The sequence below is a fragment of the Micromonospora sp. NBC_00389 genome (genome assembly GCF_036059255.1).
Classification (GTDB): domain Bacteria; phylum Actinomycetota; class Actinomycetes; order Mycobacteriales; family Micromonosporaceae; genus Micromonospora.
Genome location: NZ_CP107947.1, coordinates 3,405,100 through 3,421,996 on the forward strand (window position 1 = coordinate 3,405,100; position 16,897 = coordinate 3,421,996).

At 70.5% G+C, this 16,897-nt stretch carries 15 protein-coding genes; 6 read left to right on the forward strand and 9 right to left on the reverse strand.

Features of this window, described 5'->3' with window-relative positions; translation table 11 throughout:
- Positions 1–30: 30 nt before the first annotated feature.
- The 3 genes from OG470_RS16185 (at position 31) to OG470_RS16195 (ending at position 2,551) form a co-directional block, all read left to right on the forward strand.
- A complete protein-coding gene (locus OG470_RS16185; RefSeq protein WP_328425132.1) occupies positions 31–789 on the forward strand; it encodes a hypothetical protein in 759 nt (252 codons plus the stop codon).
- A gap of 89 nt (positions 790–878) precedes the next feature.
- Complete coding sequence (locus tag OG470_RS16190) at positions 879–1,403, forward strand: SigE family RNA polymerase sigma factor (protein ID WP_328425134.1); 525 nt, start codon at positions 879–881, stop codon at positions 1,401–1,403.
- Positions 1,400–2,551: a hypothetical protein gene (locus OG470_RS16195; RefSeq protein ID WP_328425136.1), complete on the forward strand. Its 1,152-nt coding sequence runs from the start codon at positions 1,400–1,402 to the stop codon at positions 2,549–2,551. The genes OG470_RS16190 and OG470_RS16195 overlap by 4 nt, the downstream gene beginning before the upstream one ends.
- Before the next feature lie 271 nt (positions 2,552–2,822).
- Here OG470_RS16195 and OG470_RS16200 read toward each other — a convergent pair whose 3' ends face one another.
- Entirely contained in the window at positions 2,823–3,785 is a 963-nt protein-coding gene (locus OG470_RS16200; RefSeq protein ID WP_328425138.1) for a TIGR03557 family F420-dependent LLM class oxidoreductase, read from the reverse strand.
- A 376-nt stretch (positions 3,786–4,161) separates the two neighbouring features.
- On the opposite strand from OG470_RS16200, the gene OG470_RS16205 reads away from it, so the two are divergent.
- Positions 4,162–5,508, forward strand: coding sequence for a cellulase family glycosylhydrolase (locus OG470_RS16205; protein WP_328425140.1), 1,347 nt, complete (start codon positions 4,162–4,164; stop codon positions 5,506–5,508).
- Positions 5,509–5,563: 55 nt separating this feature from the next.
- Here the strand turns inward: OG470_RS16205 and OG470_RS16210 are convergent, their stop codons facing one another.
- The 7 genes from OG470_RS16210 to OG470_RS16240 all read right to left on the reverse strand — a co-directional run bounded on the left by OG470_RS16210 (position 5,564) and on the right by OG470_RS16240 (position 13,028).
- Positions 5,564–5,884 carry a DMT family transporter gene (locus OG470_RS16210; RefSeq protein WP_328425142.1) on the reverse strand — a complete coding sequence of 107 codons (321 nt, stop codon included), beginning with the start codon at positions 5,882–5,884 and terminating at the stop codon, positions 5,564–5,566.
- 7 nt (positions 5,885–5,891) lie between these two features.
- On the reverse strand, positions 5,892–7,145 hold the full coding sequence (locus tag OG470_RS16215) for an RNA polymerase sigma factor (protein WP_328426399.1): 1,254 nt from the start codon (positions 7,143–7,145) through the stop codon (positions 5,892–5,894).
- Between the two features lie 24 nt (positions 7,146–7,169).
- A complete protein-coding gene (locus OG470_RS16220) occupies positions 7,170–7,571 on the reverse strand; it encodes a YciI family protein (RefSeq protein WP_328425144.1) in 402 nt (133 codons plus the stop codon).
- Positions 7,572–7,678: 107 nt separating this feature from the next.
- Positions 7,679–9,817: an alpha-galactosidase gene (locus OG470_RS16225; protein WP_328425146.1), complete on the reverse strand. Its 2,139-nt coding sequence runs from the start codon at positions 9,815–9,817 to the stop codon at positions 7,679–7,681.
- Complete coding sequence (locus OG470_RS16230) at positions 9,814–10,728, reverse strand: carbohydrate ABC transporter permease (RefSeq protein ID WP_328425147.1); 915 nt, start codon at positions 10,726–10,728, stop codon at positions 9,814–9,816. The genes OG470_RS16225 and OG470_RS16230 overlap by 4 nt, the downstream gene beginning before the upstream one ends.
- Positions 10,725–11,681 carry a carbohydrate ABC transporter permease gene (locus OG470_RS16235; protein WP_328425149.1) on the reverse strand — a complete coding sequence of 319 codons (957 nt, stop codon included), beginning with the start codon at positions 11,679–11,681 and terminating at the stop codon, positions 10,725–10,727. Before OG470_RS16235 ends, OG470_RS16230 begins: the two co-directional genes overlap by 4 nt.
- Before the next feature lie 21 nt (positions 11,682–11,702).
- Positions 11,703–13,028 (reverse strand): ABC transporter substrate-binding protein, encoded by a 1,326-nt coding sequence (locus OG470_RS16240; RefSeq protein WP_328425151.1) that lies wholly within the window; start codon positions 13,026–13,028, stop codon positions 11,703–11,705.
- Between the two features lie 284 nt (positions 13,029–13,312).
- Between OG470_RS16240 and OG470_RS16245 the strand changes: the two genes are divergently transcribed.
- Both OG470_RS16245 and OG470_RS16250 read left to right on the forward strand, forming a co-directional pair.
- Complete coding sequence (locus OG470_RS16245) at positions 13,313–15,316, forward strand: beta-galactosidase (protein WP_328425153.1); 2,004 nt, start codon at positions 13,313–13,315, stop codon at positions 15,314–15,316.
- A 36-nt stretch (positions 15,317–15,352) separates the two neighbouring features.
- Positions 15,353–16,129 (forward strand): DeoR/GlpR family DNA-binding transcription regulator, encoded by a 777-nt coding sequence (locus OG470_RS16250; RefSeq protein ID WP_328425155.1) that lies wholly within the window; start codon positions 15,353–15,355, stop codon positions 16,127–16,129.
- 24 nt (positions 16,130–16,153) lie between these two features.
- Here OG470_RS16250 and OG470_RS16255 read toward each other — a convergent pair whose 3' ends face one another.
- Positions 16,154–16,372: a hypothetical protein gene (locus OG470_RS16255; protein WP_328425157.1), complete on the reverse strand. Its 219-nt coding sequence runs from the start codon at positions 16,370–16,372 to the stop codon at positions 16,154–16,156.
- Positions 16,373–16,897 lie beyond the last annotated feature (525 nt).

The following is a 16,897-nucleotide window of genomic DNA, read 5'->3' on the forward strand; positions in this document are numbered from 1 at the left end:
GCGTGGCGCGGGCCCGTTACGGTGCCCACCGTGACCGACCGTTCGACCGTCCGCCCGCCGCTGCCCGGCAACCAGGGCTCGCCCACTGTGGCCGGTCCGGCCGCCGACCCGCCGGCCGCCGCCGAGCTTCCGCTCGTCGCGGCCGTCGCGCGCGGTGTGGCGCTGGTCGTGGTGCTGCCGGTACGCCTGCTCTGGGAGCTGATCGCGGCCACCGGCCGGCTGCTGTACCGCTACCTGCTCGGCCCGACCGGCCGGTTCCTGCGCCGCTGGCTGCTGGCGCCACTGGCCTGGGCGCTGCACCGACTCCTGTGGGTCCCGCTGGTCTGGCTCGCCCGCACGTTGGTCTGGCTCCCTCTGGTCTGGCTCGTCCGCACGTTCGTCTGGCTCCCCCTGGTCTGGCTCGGCCACGCCATGGCCTGGGTGGCCCGCGTGGTGCTCCGCCCGCCGTTGGTCCTGTTCGGCCGGGCGTTGGTCTGGCTCGTCGAGCACCTGGTGGTACGGCCGCTGCGCTGGTTGGGCACGGTGCTCGCGCCGGCCGGCCGGCTGGTGGTCGCCGCCGTGGTGGGGGCGTGGCGGGTGGCCGGGTGGTTGCTGCGGCTGCTGTACCGACCGCTGCTGCGCGGTCTGCGGTGGGCCTGGTCGGCCATCGTCGTGCCGGTGGCGCGTGGCGTCGGGGCGGCGTGGCGGGCCACCGTGTCACCGGTGGCCCGCTGGATCCGCCGTTCGGTGCTCGATCCGGCCCGGCTGGCCTCCCGTGAGGTGCTCACCGCCCTCGGCCTGCGCCGCTGACGCCGGCCGCGCCGGTGCGCGTGCAACCTGATCCAGATCCGCGTCCATCCATAGGGTGACAGCGTCGGAATCCGGAACGGGAGTGGTTGATGCATGCCGCACAACGGCACGAGTACGTCGAGTTCGTCACCGGAGTGACCGAGAAACTGCGACGCACCGCCTACCTGTTGACCGGTGACCGGCACCGTGCCGACGACGTGGTGCAACAGACGCTCACCCAACTCTTCGTGAAGTGGCCCCGGGTACGGCAGGCCGACAACGTCGGTGCGTACGTCCATCGGATGCTGGTCAACGCGTTCAAGCAGGAGCGGCGGTCCCGCTGGTGGGGCGTCCAGTTGTTCGACCGCACACCCGAGCCGGTGCCCCGCGGTGCGCTGTCCGGGCCGGGTGACGCCGCCGCGGACGCGGTGACGGTGCGTGCCGCGCTGGCGGCGGTGCCACCCGGCCAGCGGGTGGTCCTGGTGCTCAGGTTCTACGCCGACCTGAGCGTCGAGCAGACCGCCGAGGTGCTGGGCTGCTCGACCGGGAACGTCAAGAGTCAGACCGCGCGGGGGCTGACCGCGCTGCGCCGGCAGTTGCCGCAGGACGCGGAGTCGAAGGGAGTGGCCCGATGATCGATCAGGAGGAGACGTACGTGCGGAGCCTGTTGGCGCGCGCGGCCGACGACCTGCCCGGCGGCGGGGTGTCGATGGAGAGGGCGTTGGCCGACGGCGAGCGGACGGTCCGCCGGCGCCGACAGTTGACCGCGGTTGGGGCGGTGGCCACGGTGTTGGCGTTGCTCGGCTCGGCCGCCCTGCTGGCCGGTGTCCGGCCGTCGGTAGGCCCGTCGCCTGCGGACGATCCGTCGCCGTCCGCGACGGCCCCGGCGGGACCGCCCACGGTGGCACCGGAGGCATTTGATCCGACGCTGCGGCTGTTCCGGCTCGGGTCGGTGACGGCCGAGGCGGTCAGCCAGTCGTACCGGACGGATGTGAAGGTCCTGGCGGTGGACGCGAGCGTTCCCGAGGCGATCAGCCCCGGCGGGCCGGTGGAGCCGGGGCCGATCATGGGCGTGGGCCGGTCGGTGACCGTGCGGCTGGGTGCGCGTGGGGTGGATCTCTTCGCCAACCAGCGGCAGCGGAGCGAGTTGGACGGTCCGCCGCCGCCGGTCGCCCTGCCCGGCGCACCGGTGGCACCGGTCGACGGGCACTCGGCCTTCCTCTACACCGACGGCAGCGAGACGCTGCTCTCCTGGCAGTACGCGCCGGACGGCTGGATGTCGATCCGCATGTCGAAGGTCGACCATCCCGAGGAGCTCGGCCGCCAGATCGCGGCGGGGCTGGTGTGGGAGACCCAGCGGGTGAGCGTCCCGTTCGCGCCGGTCGCCATACCGGCCGGCGCCACGCTGAAGGGCACCGAGCTGCGGATGTACAACGGAAAGTGGCTGGACGTCCACGTCCACTACCGCACGGGTGGACCAGGCCCCCGTCAGGACCTCAGCATCGGCGTGAGCAACGGGACCTTCGCCGGTGACGGAAGCAGCTTCGAGGAGTCCCGCACGATGGTGGCGGGCCGCGTCGGGTCGGTGATGAGCGATGACGCGGGCATCGGAGTGTTCCGGGTGGCGCAGGTGCCCGGCTGCTCGGGATGTGTCACCGAGGTCTCGACGGAGAGTCCGGCCGGCGCGAGCGCGGTGGGTGGCCGCGACGGGGGCCTGGAAATGGCAGCCTCGATGCGGATGACCGAGGGCTGGAACGACCCGGCGTCCTGGCGTCCGCTTTAGCGGTGAATGCGGTGGCCGACCCGGCGTCGGGTCGGCCACCGGACCGCCGGCTCGGCTCAGAGCACCAGATTGAGCAGTACGGTGAGCACCACCGACGCGACGATCGATGCGAGGATCATCAGCAGGCAGCCGAGACCTCCACCGAACGGCCGGATCTCCGTGTTGCCAAAGCGCATGAGGTTTCACCTGTCCGTGAGTGTGGCTACGACGACCAGCCGAGCGTTCGGGACCAGCCGGGTCATCTGGTCCCGCCAGTCAAACGGGGCAGTGCTCACAGCGAGCGCAGCCGGGGCAGCAACTCCTCCTGCGCCCAGTCCAGGAACATCGGCTGGGTCTCCCCGCCGACCTGGACGATAGCCACGTGGGTGAAGCCGGCGTCGACGAACTTCCGGAACGCCTCGACGTGCGTGTCCACGTCCGGGCCGCAGGAGATGCCCTCGGCGACGTCCTCCTCCCGGACGAACTGGGAGGCGGCGGCGAAGGAGTCCGGGCCGGGCAGTTCGGCGTTGACCTTCCAGCCCAACCCGAACCAGCGGAACTGGTCGTGCACGATCTTGCGGCACTCCGCCTCGTCCGGGCCGTAGCAGATGGGCACCTGCCCGTAGCGGGGTTGGCCGGCGCCGCCAGCGTCGTCGTACATCTCGATGATGTGCCGGTCGGGCTCGGTGGCCACGAGGCCGTTGCCGTACTCGGCGGCCAGGGTGGCGGACTGTCGGCCGGAGGCGGCGATGGCCATGGGAACCGGCCGTTCCGGGCGGTCCCAGACGTAGGCGTCGGGCACGTCGAAGTGGTTGCCGGAGAAGGTCAGCGACTCGCCGTTGAGCAGCGGCCGGATGATCTGCAACGCCTCCTCGAACATCTCGTGCCGCTGCTGCACGTGTGGCCAGCCGCCGACCACGTGCTCGTTGAGGTTCTCCCCGGCGCCCAGGCCGAGGGTGAACCGGCCGTCCGAGAGCGCCCCGATCGTGCTGGCCTTCTGCGCCACGACGGCCGGGTGGTAGCGGCGGATCGGGCAGGTCACGAAGGACATCAGCTCCGCGCGGGAGGTGGCGTGGGCGACCGCGCCGAGCACCGACCAGGCGTACGGGGAGTGGCCCTGTGCGTCCAGCCAGGGGGAGTAGTGATCGGACACCACCAGTTGGTCGAAGCCGGCAGCCTCGGCCCGGACCGCGTGGTCGATCAACTGCTTCGGACCGGACTGCTCGCACATCAGGGTGTAGCCGACACTGACCATCCTGGTTTCCCTTCCCACCGGCGACGTTCCCGGGATACCCCGGTCGGCAGCGGTCAACCATCCCGTCCGGTTCCGACGGACAACGCTTGACGGATGACGATGGCCTGCCTACGGTCGCTCTTAACCGGTTAAGAGTCCGGTGTGGCGTACATCCTGTGGTGGGGATGACCGCCCCGTGACGGCCCGCGTCCGCGTGGGCCGTCACGGCTGTCTGCCGCCCGGATCCGGCCACTGAACCGGTTGCGCCGACAGATCCATCGTCCTACGCTGATGCCTGCGCCGTCGGGATCCGGGCGGCGGCTGTCGGGCTGCAGCCGCCTTCCCCTGTCACGTCCCACCCCTGTCGGGCACCCGGGGGTCCTCCCTGAGGAAGGCCATGAAGACTCGACTCTCCGCCGCCGGCGCGGCCCTGCTCGCGCTGCTCGTCGCCGTGCTGGCGTTCGGCCAGCCGGCACACGCCGCGGCCGGTTTCTCCGTCGCGGGCGGCAAGCTGTACGACGCCAACGGCACCGAATTCATCATGCGTGGGGTCAACCACGCGCACACCTGGTACCCGCAGCAGACCAGTTCGTTCGCCGACGTCAAGGCGCTCGGCGCGAACACCGTGCGGGTGGTGCTCTCCAGCGGCGACCGGTGGACCCGCAACACCAACGCCGACGTGGCCAACGTCATCTCGACGTGCAAGGCCAACCGGCTGATCTGCGTACTGGAGGTGCACGACACCACCGGCTACGGCGAGCAGAGCGGCGCGATCACCCTCGATCGGGCCGTCGACTACTGGCTCAGCATCGCCGACGTGCTCGCCGGCCAGGAGAAGTACGTCATCGTCAACATCGGCAACGAGCCGTACGGCAACCAGAACTACGCCTCCTGGGCCACCGACAACGCCAACGCGATCAAGCGGCTGCGCGCCGCCGGGCTGACCCACACGATCATGGTGGACGCGCCGAACTGGGGGCAGGACTGGTCGTTCACCATGCGCGACAACGCCGCCTCGGTCTTCGCCGCCGACCCGGCCCGCAACACCGTCTTCTCCATCCACATGTACGGGGTCTTCGACACCGCCGCGGAGATCAGCGACTACCTGGGCCGGTTCCGCACCGCGGGGCTGCCGATCGTGGTCGGCGAGTTCGGCTTCGACCACTCCGACGGCGACCCGGACGAGGACACCATCCTGGCCTACAGCCAGGCCAACGGGATCGGCTGGCTGGGCTGGTCGTGGAGCGGCAACGGCGGTGGCGTGGAGTATCTCGACATGGCCACCGCCTTCAACCCGGCCAGCCTGACCAGTTGGGGCCAGCGGATCTTCAACGGCGCCAACGGCATCCGGCAGACCGCCCGGGAGGCAACGGTCTTCGGCGGCACCCCGCCACCCACGACCCCGCCACCCACCACTCCGCCGCCGACGACTCCGCCGCCGGCCGGTGGCTGCACCGCGACGTACACGATCGTCAACCAGTGGCAGGGCGGCTTCCAGGGTGAGGTGCGGGTGACCGCCGGCGCGACCGCGATCACCGGCTGGAGCGCCCGGTGGACCTTCGCCAACGGGCAGAGCGTCAGCCAGTCCTGGAACGTGACGCTGACCAGCAGCGGAGCCGCGGTGACCGCGCGCAACGTGGACTACAACGGCCGGCTGGCCGCCGGCGCCAGCACGAGCTTCGGCTTCATCGGCGGCTGGACCGGCAGCAACGCCAAGCCGGAGGTGAGCTGCACCGCGAGCTGACCGACGGGCAGGTGGCCGGGCCCGCGACGGGCCCGGCCACCGCGACCCTTCGTGGTCAGTGCTCCCCGGCCAGGTTCACGATGACCACCCCGGCGATGATCAGCGCGATGCCGCCGAGCTTGGCCAGCCCGACCGGCTCGTCCAGGAACACCGCACCGATCGCCACGATGGTGGCGGTGCCCAGGCCCGACCAGAGGGCGTACGCGACCCCGACCGGGATCTCCTTGACCGCCTGGGCCAGCAGGATGAACGCCACGACGTAACCGCCGAGGCAGGCCACCGTCGGCCAGAGCCGGCTGAACCCGGCAGTGGTCTTGAGGAGGCTGGTCGCCAGCACCTCGGCGGCGATGGCGATCCCCAGCAACACGTACGCCATGCGGCCCTCAGTCCTTCGTGGTGGGTTGGTGCGCCACGGCGGCGAGTCGGGCCGCCCGCATGGTGAGGTAGCGCTGCTCGGGCAGGCTGCTCGTACGCCCGGCGGCGGCCCGGTAGTCGGCGATCGCCCGAGTGTGGTCGCCGGCCATCTCGTGCAGGTGGGCGCGGGCGGCGGACAACCGGTGGTGCCCGGCCAGCCGTGGGTCGTCGGTCAGCGCGTCGAGGGCGGCCAGGCCGGCCTCCGGCCCGTGCACCATGGCGGTCGCCACGGCCCGGTTGAGGGACACCACCGGGCTGCCGGACAGTCGCTCCAGCACCTCGTAGAGCGCCAGGATCTGCGGCCAGTCGGTCGCCCCGGTGCTCGGCGCCTCGTCATGCAGCGCGGCGATGGCGGCCTGCACCTGGTACGGGCCGACCGGCCCGCGCGGCAGCGCCCAGGTGACCAGCGCGACGCCCTCGGCGATCGCCGCCGCATCCCAGCGGGTGCGGTCCTGATCGGCCAGTGAGATCAGCTCGCCGGAGGGCCCCGTGCGGGCCGGGCTGCGTGCCTCGGTGAGCAGCATCAACGCCAACAGCCCAGCCGACTCGCTGTCGGTGGGCAGCCGGGCGTGCAGCGCGCGGGTCAGCCGGATCGCCTCCACCGCGAGGTCGACCCGGCGCAGGTCCGGGCCGGCGGTGCTGGTGTGCCCCTCGGTGAAGATCAGGTAGAGCACCTGCCGCACGGCGGCGAGCCGGTCGGCCCGTTCCGCCTCGTCGGGCATCCGGAACGGCAGCCCGGAGGAGCGGATGCGCTGCTTGGCCCGGCTGATCCGCTGTGCCATGGTCGCTTCCGGCACCAGGAACGCACGGGCGATCTCGGCGGTGCTCAGCCCGCCGACCGCGCGCAGGGTCAGTGCGACGGCCGATGCCGGGGCGAGCGCCGGGTGGCAGCAGAGGAAGAGCAGGACCAGGGTGTCGTCCCGCTCGGCGGTCAGCTCCTCGTCCGCCGCCGGTGCGTGCTGTCGGTCGTACGGGTCCCGTTGGGCGACCAGGTCCTCCCGGCGACGCCGGGCCTGCTCGCTGCGGACCAGCTCGATCATCCGGCGGTAGCCGACCTGGATCAGCCAGCCGCGCGGGTTCGTCGGCGTCCCCTCGGTCGGCCACTGGGTGGCGGCGGCCAGCAGGGCCTCCTGCACCGCGTCCTCGGCGGTGGCGAAGTCCCCGAACCGACGGGCGAGCACGCCGAGGACCTGCGGCGCCAACTCGCGCAGCAGGTCCTCGATGCGGGGATCGGTGGTCGTCAGCCCTCACAACTCCACGGGTGGGGCGGACATCACCGGGTGCACCTCGATCGGCATGTTCAGCGGCCGGCCGCCGGGGCCGGGTGCGGTGGAGATGTGCGCGGCGATCTGGACAGCCCGGTCCGGGGTGTCGCAGTCGACGACCCAGTAGCCGGCGAGGAACTCCTTGGTCTCGGCGAACGGCCCCTCGGTGACCACCGGCGCGCCGTCGGCCCCGGCGCGGACGATCCGGACCTGCGCCGGGCCGCCCAGCCCCTGGCCGTCGACCATCTCGCCGTCGCTGACGAGCTTGTCGTTGACCTCCTGCATGAAGCCGATGTGCGCCCGGATCTCCTCGGGGCTCCAGGTGTCGATGCCCGGGAAGTCGGTCCCGGCGGCGCTGAACTGCATCAGCAACATGTACTTCATGGTTTCGCTCCTCACGCCTGCGCACCATCTTCGGTGCTCTCACCCTGAGGTAGAAGCAGGCGGCACCGTTCTCGACACCCCGACCCAAAGAATCTCCGGAAATTTTGTCAGCTGGCGGCGATGACCTCCAGGACCAGGCTCTGCTCCGGGTGCAACGCGGGCAGTTGCACCCCCATCCGGGCCAGTGCCGCCCCGCTGAGCGTGACGCCGGTGGCCAGCCAGCCCGGCGCGGACCGGTCGATGGTCGCCGGGGGCGGCACGTCCGACACCGGTCGGACCAGGTAACGCCGGCCCGGGTCCAGGCCGGGCAGCCGGACCGCGCCGGGGGACTGCGCCACCGAGGTGGCCAGCCGGGCGATGGCGTACACCGCGTGGGTGCCGTCGTGGTCGACCACGCCGTGCGCCCAGACGGCCGGGTCCGGGTGGTCGACCCGGACCACGCGGCCGGCGTGCAGCAGCGGCCGGAGCCGCTTGTGCAGCGCCACCCAGGCGGCCAGGTCGGTCTGCTCGGCGGCGCTGATCGACGCGATGTCCCACTCGATGCCGTGGTGGCCGAAGAGCGCGGTGGCCGCCCGGAAGCCGAGGTCGTGCACCCGGTTGGTGGTGTGCGAGCGTTCCGGCCCGACGTGTGTGCCGACCAGCTCCGGTGGCAGCAGCAGCCCGGTCCAGCGCTGGATGCTGAGCCGTTCCAGGGCGTCGTTGCAGTCGCTGGCCCACACCCGGTCGGTGCGCGCCAGGATGGCCAGGTCCACCCGGGCGCCGCCGGACGCGCAGCTCTCGATCTCCACGCCGGGGTGGCGGCTGCGCAACTCGTCGAGGAGCCGGTAGACGGCCAGGGTCTGCTCGTGCACGCCGGGGCGGCCGTGGTGCCCGGCCTCGGTGAGGTCCCGGTTGTGGTCCCACTTGAGGTAGCTGATGCCGGGGTGTTCGGTGAGCAGCTTGTCGAGCCGGTCCAGCAGGTAGTCGTACGCCTCCGGGCGGCCCAGGTCGAGCACCTGCTGGTTGCGCCAGAGCGGCGGCAGCCGTCCCGGCACGGCCAGCAGCCAGTCGGCGTGCGCGCGGAACAGGTCGGAGTCCGGGTTGACCATCTCCGGCTCGACCCAGAGGCCGAACTCCAGGCCCCGGCCCGTCACGTGGTCGATCAGCGGTTGCAGGCCGTCGGGCCAGACGCCCTCGTCGATGAACCAGTCGCCGAGCCCGGCGGTGTCGTCGCGCCGGCCGCGGAACCAGCCGTCGTCGAGGACGAACCGCTCGACGCCGATCTGCGCGGCCCGGTCGGCGAGCGCACACAGCCGGTCCAGGTCGTGGTCGAAGTAGACCGCTTCCCAGACGTTGAGGGTCACCGGGCGGGAGGAACGCGGGTGACCGGGCCGGGCGCGCAGGTGGGTGTGCAGCACGTCGCTGAGCCCGTCCAGCCCGGCGTCGGACCAGACCGCGTAGAGCAGGGGAGTGGCGTACGACTCGCCGGGGCCGAGCCGGATCTCGCCAGGGGCCAGCAGCTCGCCGCCGCCGAGGGTCGACTCGCCGGTGGGCCGGCGCTCGGCGAAGGTGACGTGGTCGCCGCTCCACGCGGTGTGCACCGCCCAGACCTCGCCGTGGGCGAAGCCGAACCCGGCGGTGCCGGCCACGAGCAGCAGGGTGGCGTCGTGCCCGGTACGCCCGTGCCGCCCCTCGCGGACCCAACTGCCCTGCTGCCACGGGTGCCGCTGCGGGGACCGTTCCCGGCACCACCGGCCGGTCAGGTCGAGCAGTTCGGTGGCGACCGCCGGCACCGGCAGCACCGGGGCCAGCTCCCGCAGCTCGTACGCGCCGTCGCCGTCATTGCGCAGCCGGTGGCGCAGCAGCAGCAACCCGGTCGGGTCCACCTCGATCTCGATGGTCAGGGACAGCTCGGCGGCCGGGTCGCTGGCCCGTACGGTCACCCGTGCCGAGCCCTCGTCGGCCGGCTGGTCGACGTCGACGCCGTCCAGCCGGAAAGCGGTGGACCAGCCGGTGCCGTCGCGGTGCCCGGCCAGCCCTGGCCGGCCGTTCCAGCCGGCGCTCGCCTCGGGCAGCAGGGAGAGCACGGTGGGCTCGTCGAAGCTGCTCGGCACCACCGGCGGTACGGTCGCGTCGGCGAGCTGGCGCAGGCCGTCGTCGTCGAGGTCGCCGACGTCGCCGCCCCAGTGCACGATGCGGGGCAGCCCCGGGCCGCGCGCGTCGAGCACCAGGCTGGTCCGCGCGCGGCGCAGGTGCAGGATCGTCATCCTTTGGAGGCTCCCAAGGTCAGGCCCCGGACGAAGTGCCGCTGGAGCATAAAAAAGATCACCAGGGTGGGGATCGCGACGAGCACGCTGCCCGCCGAGACCAGGTTGTTGTCGGTGAAGAACTCACCGCGCAGGTTGTTCAGCGAACTGGTCACCGGGAACTTGTCGCCGGTGCGCATCAGCACGGTGGCCCAGAAGAACTCGTTGTAGATCCAGGTCACCTCCAGGGTCGCCAGCGCCGCCAGGGCCGGCCGGCACAGCGGCATGGTGACCTGCCAGTACTGCCGCCAGATGCTCGCCCCGTCGACCATCGCCGCCTCGTACAGGTCGCGGGGCAGCGCCTTCATGTAGTTGCTGAGCACGAAGACGCAGAACCCGCACTGGAAGGCCACGTTGATCAGGATCAGGCCCCAGTAGCTGTCGTAGAGCAGCTCCGAGTCGCTCATGAACTCCGGCAGCGGCACCTCGGTGAACAGCCGGAACAGGGGGATGAGCAGCGCCTGCTGGGGCAGCAGGTTGGCTGCCGTGAACACCCCGAGCAGCACGAGGTTGAGCTTCCAGCTGAACCGGGCGATGACGAACGCCACGCACGAGGCGAGGAAGAGCGTCAGCAGCACTGCCGGCACGGTGATGTACACCGAGTTGAGGAAGTGCTTACCGAACTCCGCCGTCTGCCAGGCGGTGACGTAGTTGTCGATGGTCCAGCCGCCGAACGAGACGTAGCCGTTGGCGGCGGTGTACTCGTAGGAGCGCAGCGACGTCAGCACCGCCCAGGCGATCGGGAAGAGCCAGGTCAGCGAGACGACGATGAGGAAACCGTGCAGCAGCAGCCGCAGCGGGGTCAGCTTGCGGCGGCGGCCGGGGGCGTCGGCTTCGCCTTCGGTACGCCGGGTCGCGGTCGCGGTGCTCATTCCCGGTTCTCCCTCATCACGGTCGCCAGGTAGATGGTGATGAAGACGAGCGAGACGACCAGCATGATGGTCGCCAGCGCCGAGCCGAACCCGATCCGGCTCGCCTCACCCACCACGTTCTGGGTGACCAGCGCGGAGATCAGCTCCAACCCGTTGCGGCCCTTGTTGACCACCCAGACCAGGTCGAACGCGCGCAGCGACTCGATGACCGTCACCACCAGGACGATGATGTTGATCGGCCGCATCACCGGGAACACCACCCGGAAGAACGCCCGGCTCTCCGAGGCGCCGTCGACCGCGGCGGCCTCCCGCAGCGACGGGTCGACGCCCTTCAGCCCGGCCAGGTACAGCAGCATGATGTAGCCGACATGCCGCCATCCGGAGGCGACCATGACCGCCCAGATGTTGACGTTCGAGTCGCCGTACCAGTCGATGTTGCTGCCGAAGACCGCGTTGATCAGACCCTGGTCGCGGGAGTAGAGCAGTTGCCAGACGAAGCCGATCAGTGCCAGCGAGAGCACCACCGGCAGGTAGAGCGCGGTCTGGTAGAACCGGCTGCCCCGCAGTTCCTTGTCGAGCAGGACGGCAAGGAACATGCCGAACGGGGTGGCGACGACGAACAGCGCCGCCAGCCAGAGCAGGTTGTGCTGGACCGCCGGCACGAACGGCGGGTAGATGTTCACCACGTCGCTGTAGTTGCGGGCGCCGACGAATTCGATCTCGTTCAGTGGGCCGATGCCGTCCCAGTTGGTGCCGGAGAGCAGCACGGTGGCCACCGCCGGCAGCCAGACGAACCCGGTGACGAGCAGCAGCGGGACGAGCACCATCAGCGTGATGACCACGCGGTCGGTGCGGGACAGGAGCCGTAGCCGCCGGCGACGACCACCCTTGGAGGTGGTCGCGGCCGGCGGCGGCACGGCGCGATCCGCTTGGATCAGGGGCAGGTCGGACACGATGTCCTCCCCTTTCCGCCGTCAGTCAGTGAAGATCGACTTCTTCTGGTTCTCGATGCTCGAGGTGAGCCCGCCGATGTCCTTGGGGTCCTTGATGAACTGCTGGAGCGCCGGGATGATCACCGTGGAGGCGAAGTCCGGCCGGGTGTCCCGGTCGAGGAACTGGGCAATCTCGGTGGCCGACCCGACCAACTCGGCAGCCTTCTTCTGCAGCGCGGTGTAGCCGCTGACGTCCGCGCCGCTGTTGGCGACGAGGGTGGCCGGGTCGTTCTTGACCGTGATGTCCGCAGCGGCCTTGCCACCGAGGTACTCCAGCAGCTTCCTGGCGTTGTCCTCGTTCTTGGGCTTGCGGGCCATCATGTAGCCGTCGATCGGTGCGTCCAGCGCCTTGGCGCCGATCGCCGGGTCGATCTCGGGGAAGGTGAAGAAGTCGAGGTCGCTCTGCTCCTCGTTGCTGAACTGCTGGCCGACGAAGAGACCGAGCAGGTACATGCCGCTCTTCTTCTGCTGCAGCGACTGCGCCGCCTCCTGCCAGGTGCGGCCGAGGCTGTCCGGCTGGTGCAGGGGGAGCAGGCGGGCCCAGGTGTCGAAGACCTTCTTGACCTTGTCGGAGGTCCAGGCCTCCTTGCCGGCCATCAGGTCGATGTGGAACTGGTAGCCGTTGATCCGCAGGTTGAGGATGTCGAAGGTGCCCATCGCCGGCCAGCCGTCCTTGTCGGCGAAGGCGATCGGGGTCAGGCCGTCCTTCTTCATCTGGCCGGCGAGGGTGGTGAATTCGTCGAGGGTCTTCGGCTGCTGGTAGCCGTACTGCTGCCAGACCGACTTGCGGTAGAAGACCGCCCACGGGTAATACGACGCCGGAACGAAGTATTGCTTGCCGTCATCTCCGGTGGACGCCTTCTTGAAGGCGTCGGAGTAGCCCGAGAGCTTGCCCCACACGTCGCTGATGTCGCCGGCCAGGCCCTTCTGGGCGAAGAAGCGCATCCGGTAGCCGGCGAACCAGGTGAACACGTCGTCCGGCTTGCCCTGCAGGTAGTTGTTGATGTTCTCCTGGAACGTGTTGTGGTCGACCGTGTTCACCGCGACCTGGACGCCGGACGAGGTCTTGAAACCGTCCGTGACCTTGGCGACGACGTCCTTCGGTTTCGGGTCGGACTGGTTCGAGCCGAGGGACACGTCCTTCGAGTCGGACCCGCCGGAGTCGTCGCCGCAACCGGCGAGCAGGCCGGTGCCGAGCAGCGCGCCCGTGCCGGCAGCGCCGGCCAGCAGCGAGCGTCGGTTGATACCGGCGACAGAGGACGGTACGAGCCGAGCCAGGTACTCGGCTTGGGATCGGGGACGGGACATCTGTGCCTCCTGCGAATGAAGAGGTGCTACGCCCAAGGGCCGTCAGGGGTGGTGAAGGCAGGTTCGGCGCCGTGAATACACATCGGGATCCCACGAGAATCCACATTGGCAAACACGAACGGCCATTGGGGCCTCAAGCTACCCGTCCGCCGGGCGCTGTCAAGAGGGCAATTCGCCTCCCAGAACTCAGTCGTGACACGGCTGTTACGTGGTAAACGTTGGAAAAGAAATCGATGTTGGAACCTGTTGACTTCCGTGGGTTGCCAGGTGCACCCTCAGCTCTCATGCGGCGATGGCAGGGTGACGGCATCTATTTCGGCGGCGACTACAACCCCGAGCAGTGGCCCGAGCAGACCTGGTCGGAGGACGTCGAGCTGATGCGTCAGGCCGGGGTCAACCTGGTCTCCGTCGGCATCTTCTCCTGGGCCCTGCTGCAACCCGCCCCCGACCGGTTCGAGTTCGGCTGGCTGGACCGGGTGCTGGACCTGCTGCACGACGGCGGCATCCAGGTCGACCTGGCCACCGCCACCGCCAGCCCTCCACCATGGCTGGCCCGTGCGTACCCGGAGACGCTGCCCCGCCGCGCCGACGGCGCGATCCTCTGGCCGGGCGGGCGGCAGGCGTACTGCCCCAGCTCCCCGGTGTTCCGGGAGCGGTCGCTGGAGCTGGTGCGGGCGGTCGCCGGCCGGTACGCCGAACACCCGGCGGTGGTGATGTGGCACGTCTCCAACGAACTGGGCTGCCACAACGTGCACTGCTACTGCGACGTCAGCGCACAGGCGTTCCGCGATTGGCTGCGCGAGCGCTACGGCGACCTGGACCGGCTCAACGACGCGTGGGGCACCGCGTTCTGGAGCCAGCGCTACGGCGACTGGGCCGAAATCAACCCGCCGCGCACCGCGCCGACCTTCGCCAACCCCACCCAGCAGCTGGATTTCCTGCGCTTCTCCTCCGATGAGCAACGGGCCCAACTGCGCGCCGAACGCGAGCTGTTGAAGACGATGGTCGGCCAGCCGGTGACCACCAACTTCATGATCGGCACCGGGATCAAGTACATGGACTACCACTCCTGGGCCGACGACGTGGACCTCGTCTCCAACGACCACTACCTGACCGCGGCCGACCCGCAGGCGCACGTCGGGTTGGCGCTCTCCGCCGACCACACCCGTGGCGTCGCCGGTGGCGATCCGTGGCTGCTGATGGAGCACTCCACCAGCGCCGTGAACTGGCAGCCGCGCAACGTGGCCAAGCTGCCGGGGCAGATGCGCCGCAACAGCCTGGCGCACGTCGCCCGCGGGGCCGATGGGGTGCTGTTCTTCCAGTGGCGCGCCTCCCGGGCCGGCGCCGAGAAGTTCCACTCCGCGCTGGTGCCGCACGCCGGGCCGGAGACCAAGGTGTTCCGCGAGGTCTGCCAGCTCGGCGCGGACCTCAAGGCGCTGGCCGAGGTGCGCGGGAGTCGGGTGGACGCCGAGGTGGCCATCCTGTTCGACTGGGAGGCGTGCTGGGGCGTCGAGCTCGACTCGCACCCCAGCGTCGACGTCCACTACGCCGACCGGTTGGCCGCCCTCTACGGCGCGTTGTGGCGGGCCGGCGTGACGGCCGACATCATCCACCCGTCGGCGGACCTCAGCGGCTACCGACTGGTCCTGGCACCCACCCTCTACCTGGTCCGCGACGCCGACGCCGACGCGCTGAGCCGGTTCGTCGAGGCCGGCGGCACCGCGGCGGTCACCTACTTCAGCGGCATTGTGGACGAGAACGACCACATCCGGATGGGCGGCTATCCGGGTGCCTTCCGGGAGCTGCTCGGCGTACGGACCGAGGAGTTCTTCCCGCTGCGCGAGGGTGAGAGTGTCCGGCTGGACGACGGCAGCACGGCCGACGTGTGGACCGAGTGGCTGCACGCCGAGGACGCCGAGGTGCTCGCCTCGTACGCCGACGGGCCGTTGCCGGGCGTACCGGCGCTCACCCGGCATCCGGTCGGCGCGGGCACCGCCTGGTACGTCGGCACCCGGCTGGACGAGCCGGCCACCGACCGGCTGGTCGCCCGTCTGCTCGACGAGGCCGGCGTCCGCCCGGCGGCGCAGGCGCCGACCGGCGTCGAGGTGGTGCGGCGTCGCGACGGCGAGCGGAGCTGGCTGTTCGCGATCAACCACACCGAGGCCGAGGTACGACTCACGGCGACCGGCACCGAGCTGTTGACCGGAGTGCGGTGTGCCGGTGAGCTGACGGTGCCGGCCGGCGAGGTGGCCGTGGTCCGCGAGGACCGGGCCGCCGACCCAGCCTGATCCGGCGACAGCGTCGGTGCGAAGGAGGTTCCCCAGGTGCTCGCCCAGCAGCGGCAGACCGCCATCCTCGATCTGATCCGTCAGCGTGGCGGCGTACGGGTGAGCCACCTGGTCAGCCGGTTCGGCGTGTCCGACATGACGATCCGGCGTGACCTGGAGGTGCTGGCCGAGCGCGGGCTGGTGGACAAGGTGCACGGCGGCGCGACGCTGGCCGGGCCGGGCTCCGCCGAGGAGCCCGGCTTCGCCGCGAAGTCGATCCGCCAGCAGGCCGAGAAGCGGGCCATCGCCGAACGGGCGGCGACCATGGTGGAGCCGGGGATGGCCATCGCGCTCTCCGCCGGCACCACCACCGCCGCGCTGGCCACGCTGCTCTCCGACGTACGAGGGCTGACGGTGGTGACCAACTCGATCCCGGTGGCCGACGCGCTCTACCAGAATCCGCGCGCCGACCAGACGGTGGTGCTCACCGGCGGCATCCGTACGCCGTCGGACGCGCTGACCGGGCCGGTGGCCGAGGCGGCGATCAGCGCGCTCAACGTCGACCTGCTCTTCCTCGGTGTGCACGGGCTCAGCCCACGGACCGGCCTCACCACGCCGAACCTGCTGGAGGCCGGGGTCAACCGGTGCCTGATCGGTGCCGCCCGACGGCTGGTGGTGCTCGCCGACCACACCAAGTGGGAGACGATCGGCATCGCCACCATCGCCCCGCTGGAGGCCGCCGACGTGCTGATCACCGACGTCGGGTTGCCGGCGGATGCGCGTACGGCGATCGGCGAGCAGGTCGGCGAGCTGATCCTCGTCGAGGCCGACTGACGGCCTGACGCTCCGACCGCAGCGTCAGTCCGGCCGCCCAGCTTGCCGTCGTTTGAGGAGGTACGGCAGCGCGAACAGGTACAGACCGGTGAACAGGAGCAGGGCGAGGGGAAACAGCGGCACGTAGGACACCCAGACGACAGGCTCGTCCTGTGCCAGGGCGACGAAGGTGACGATGACGGTCACCGTGAAGGCGATGGCCAGCCAACGGTGAATCTGTCGCACCCACCGGTTCGAGTTCAAGGAAGCCTCCTTTGAGGACGCGTAACCCGGCGATGTGCCGGGTGGGATGTCGATGGCGGTCACGCTAACCGCGGCTCGTCGACCAGGGCTTCTCGATTCCTGACCGCTTGCACTCGGGCTGCACGCTGGCTTGGACGGAACCCTCTGGCTCTTCAAGATGCCAGCCCCGTACTCCGGTGTGGCCCATGCCTGGCAACTGTTTCGAGGGTGTTGGCCAGGAAGTTTGCGTCATCGGGGACCCGATTTCTGACGGCAGTGCACACCTTTCAAGCCCTGTAGAGCTGCCCCAGAAATGGGGCGGGGGCCGCCGGAGGGCTCGATTCAGGGGTGCGGGGTTGGCCGGAGACCCACGAACCGGCGCAGCCCCTTGATCATCTGCCCTTCCGCCGATATTGCGGTAATCCCCAGCGAGCCGCGATATCGGCGAGATGGAGTCGATCAAGCGGCTCAGCTCCGGTGAGGCGGGCCGATCGCGCCGCTCGCCCCATATCTGGGGCAGCTCGACAGGGGCCGACCGCGGCAGGG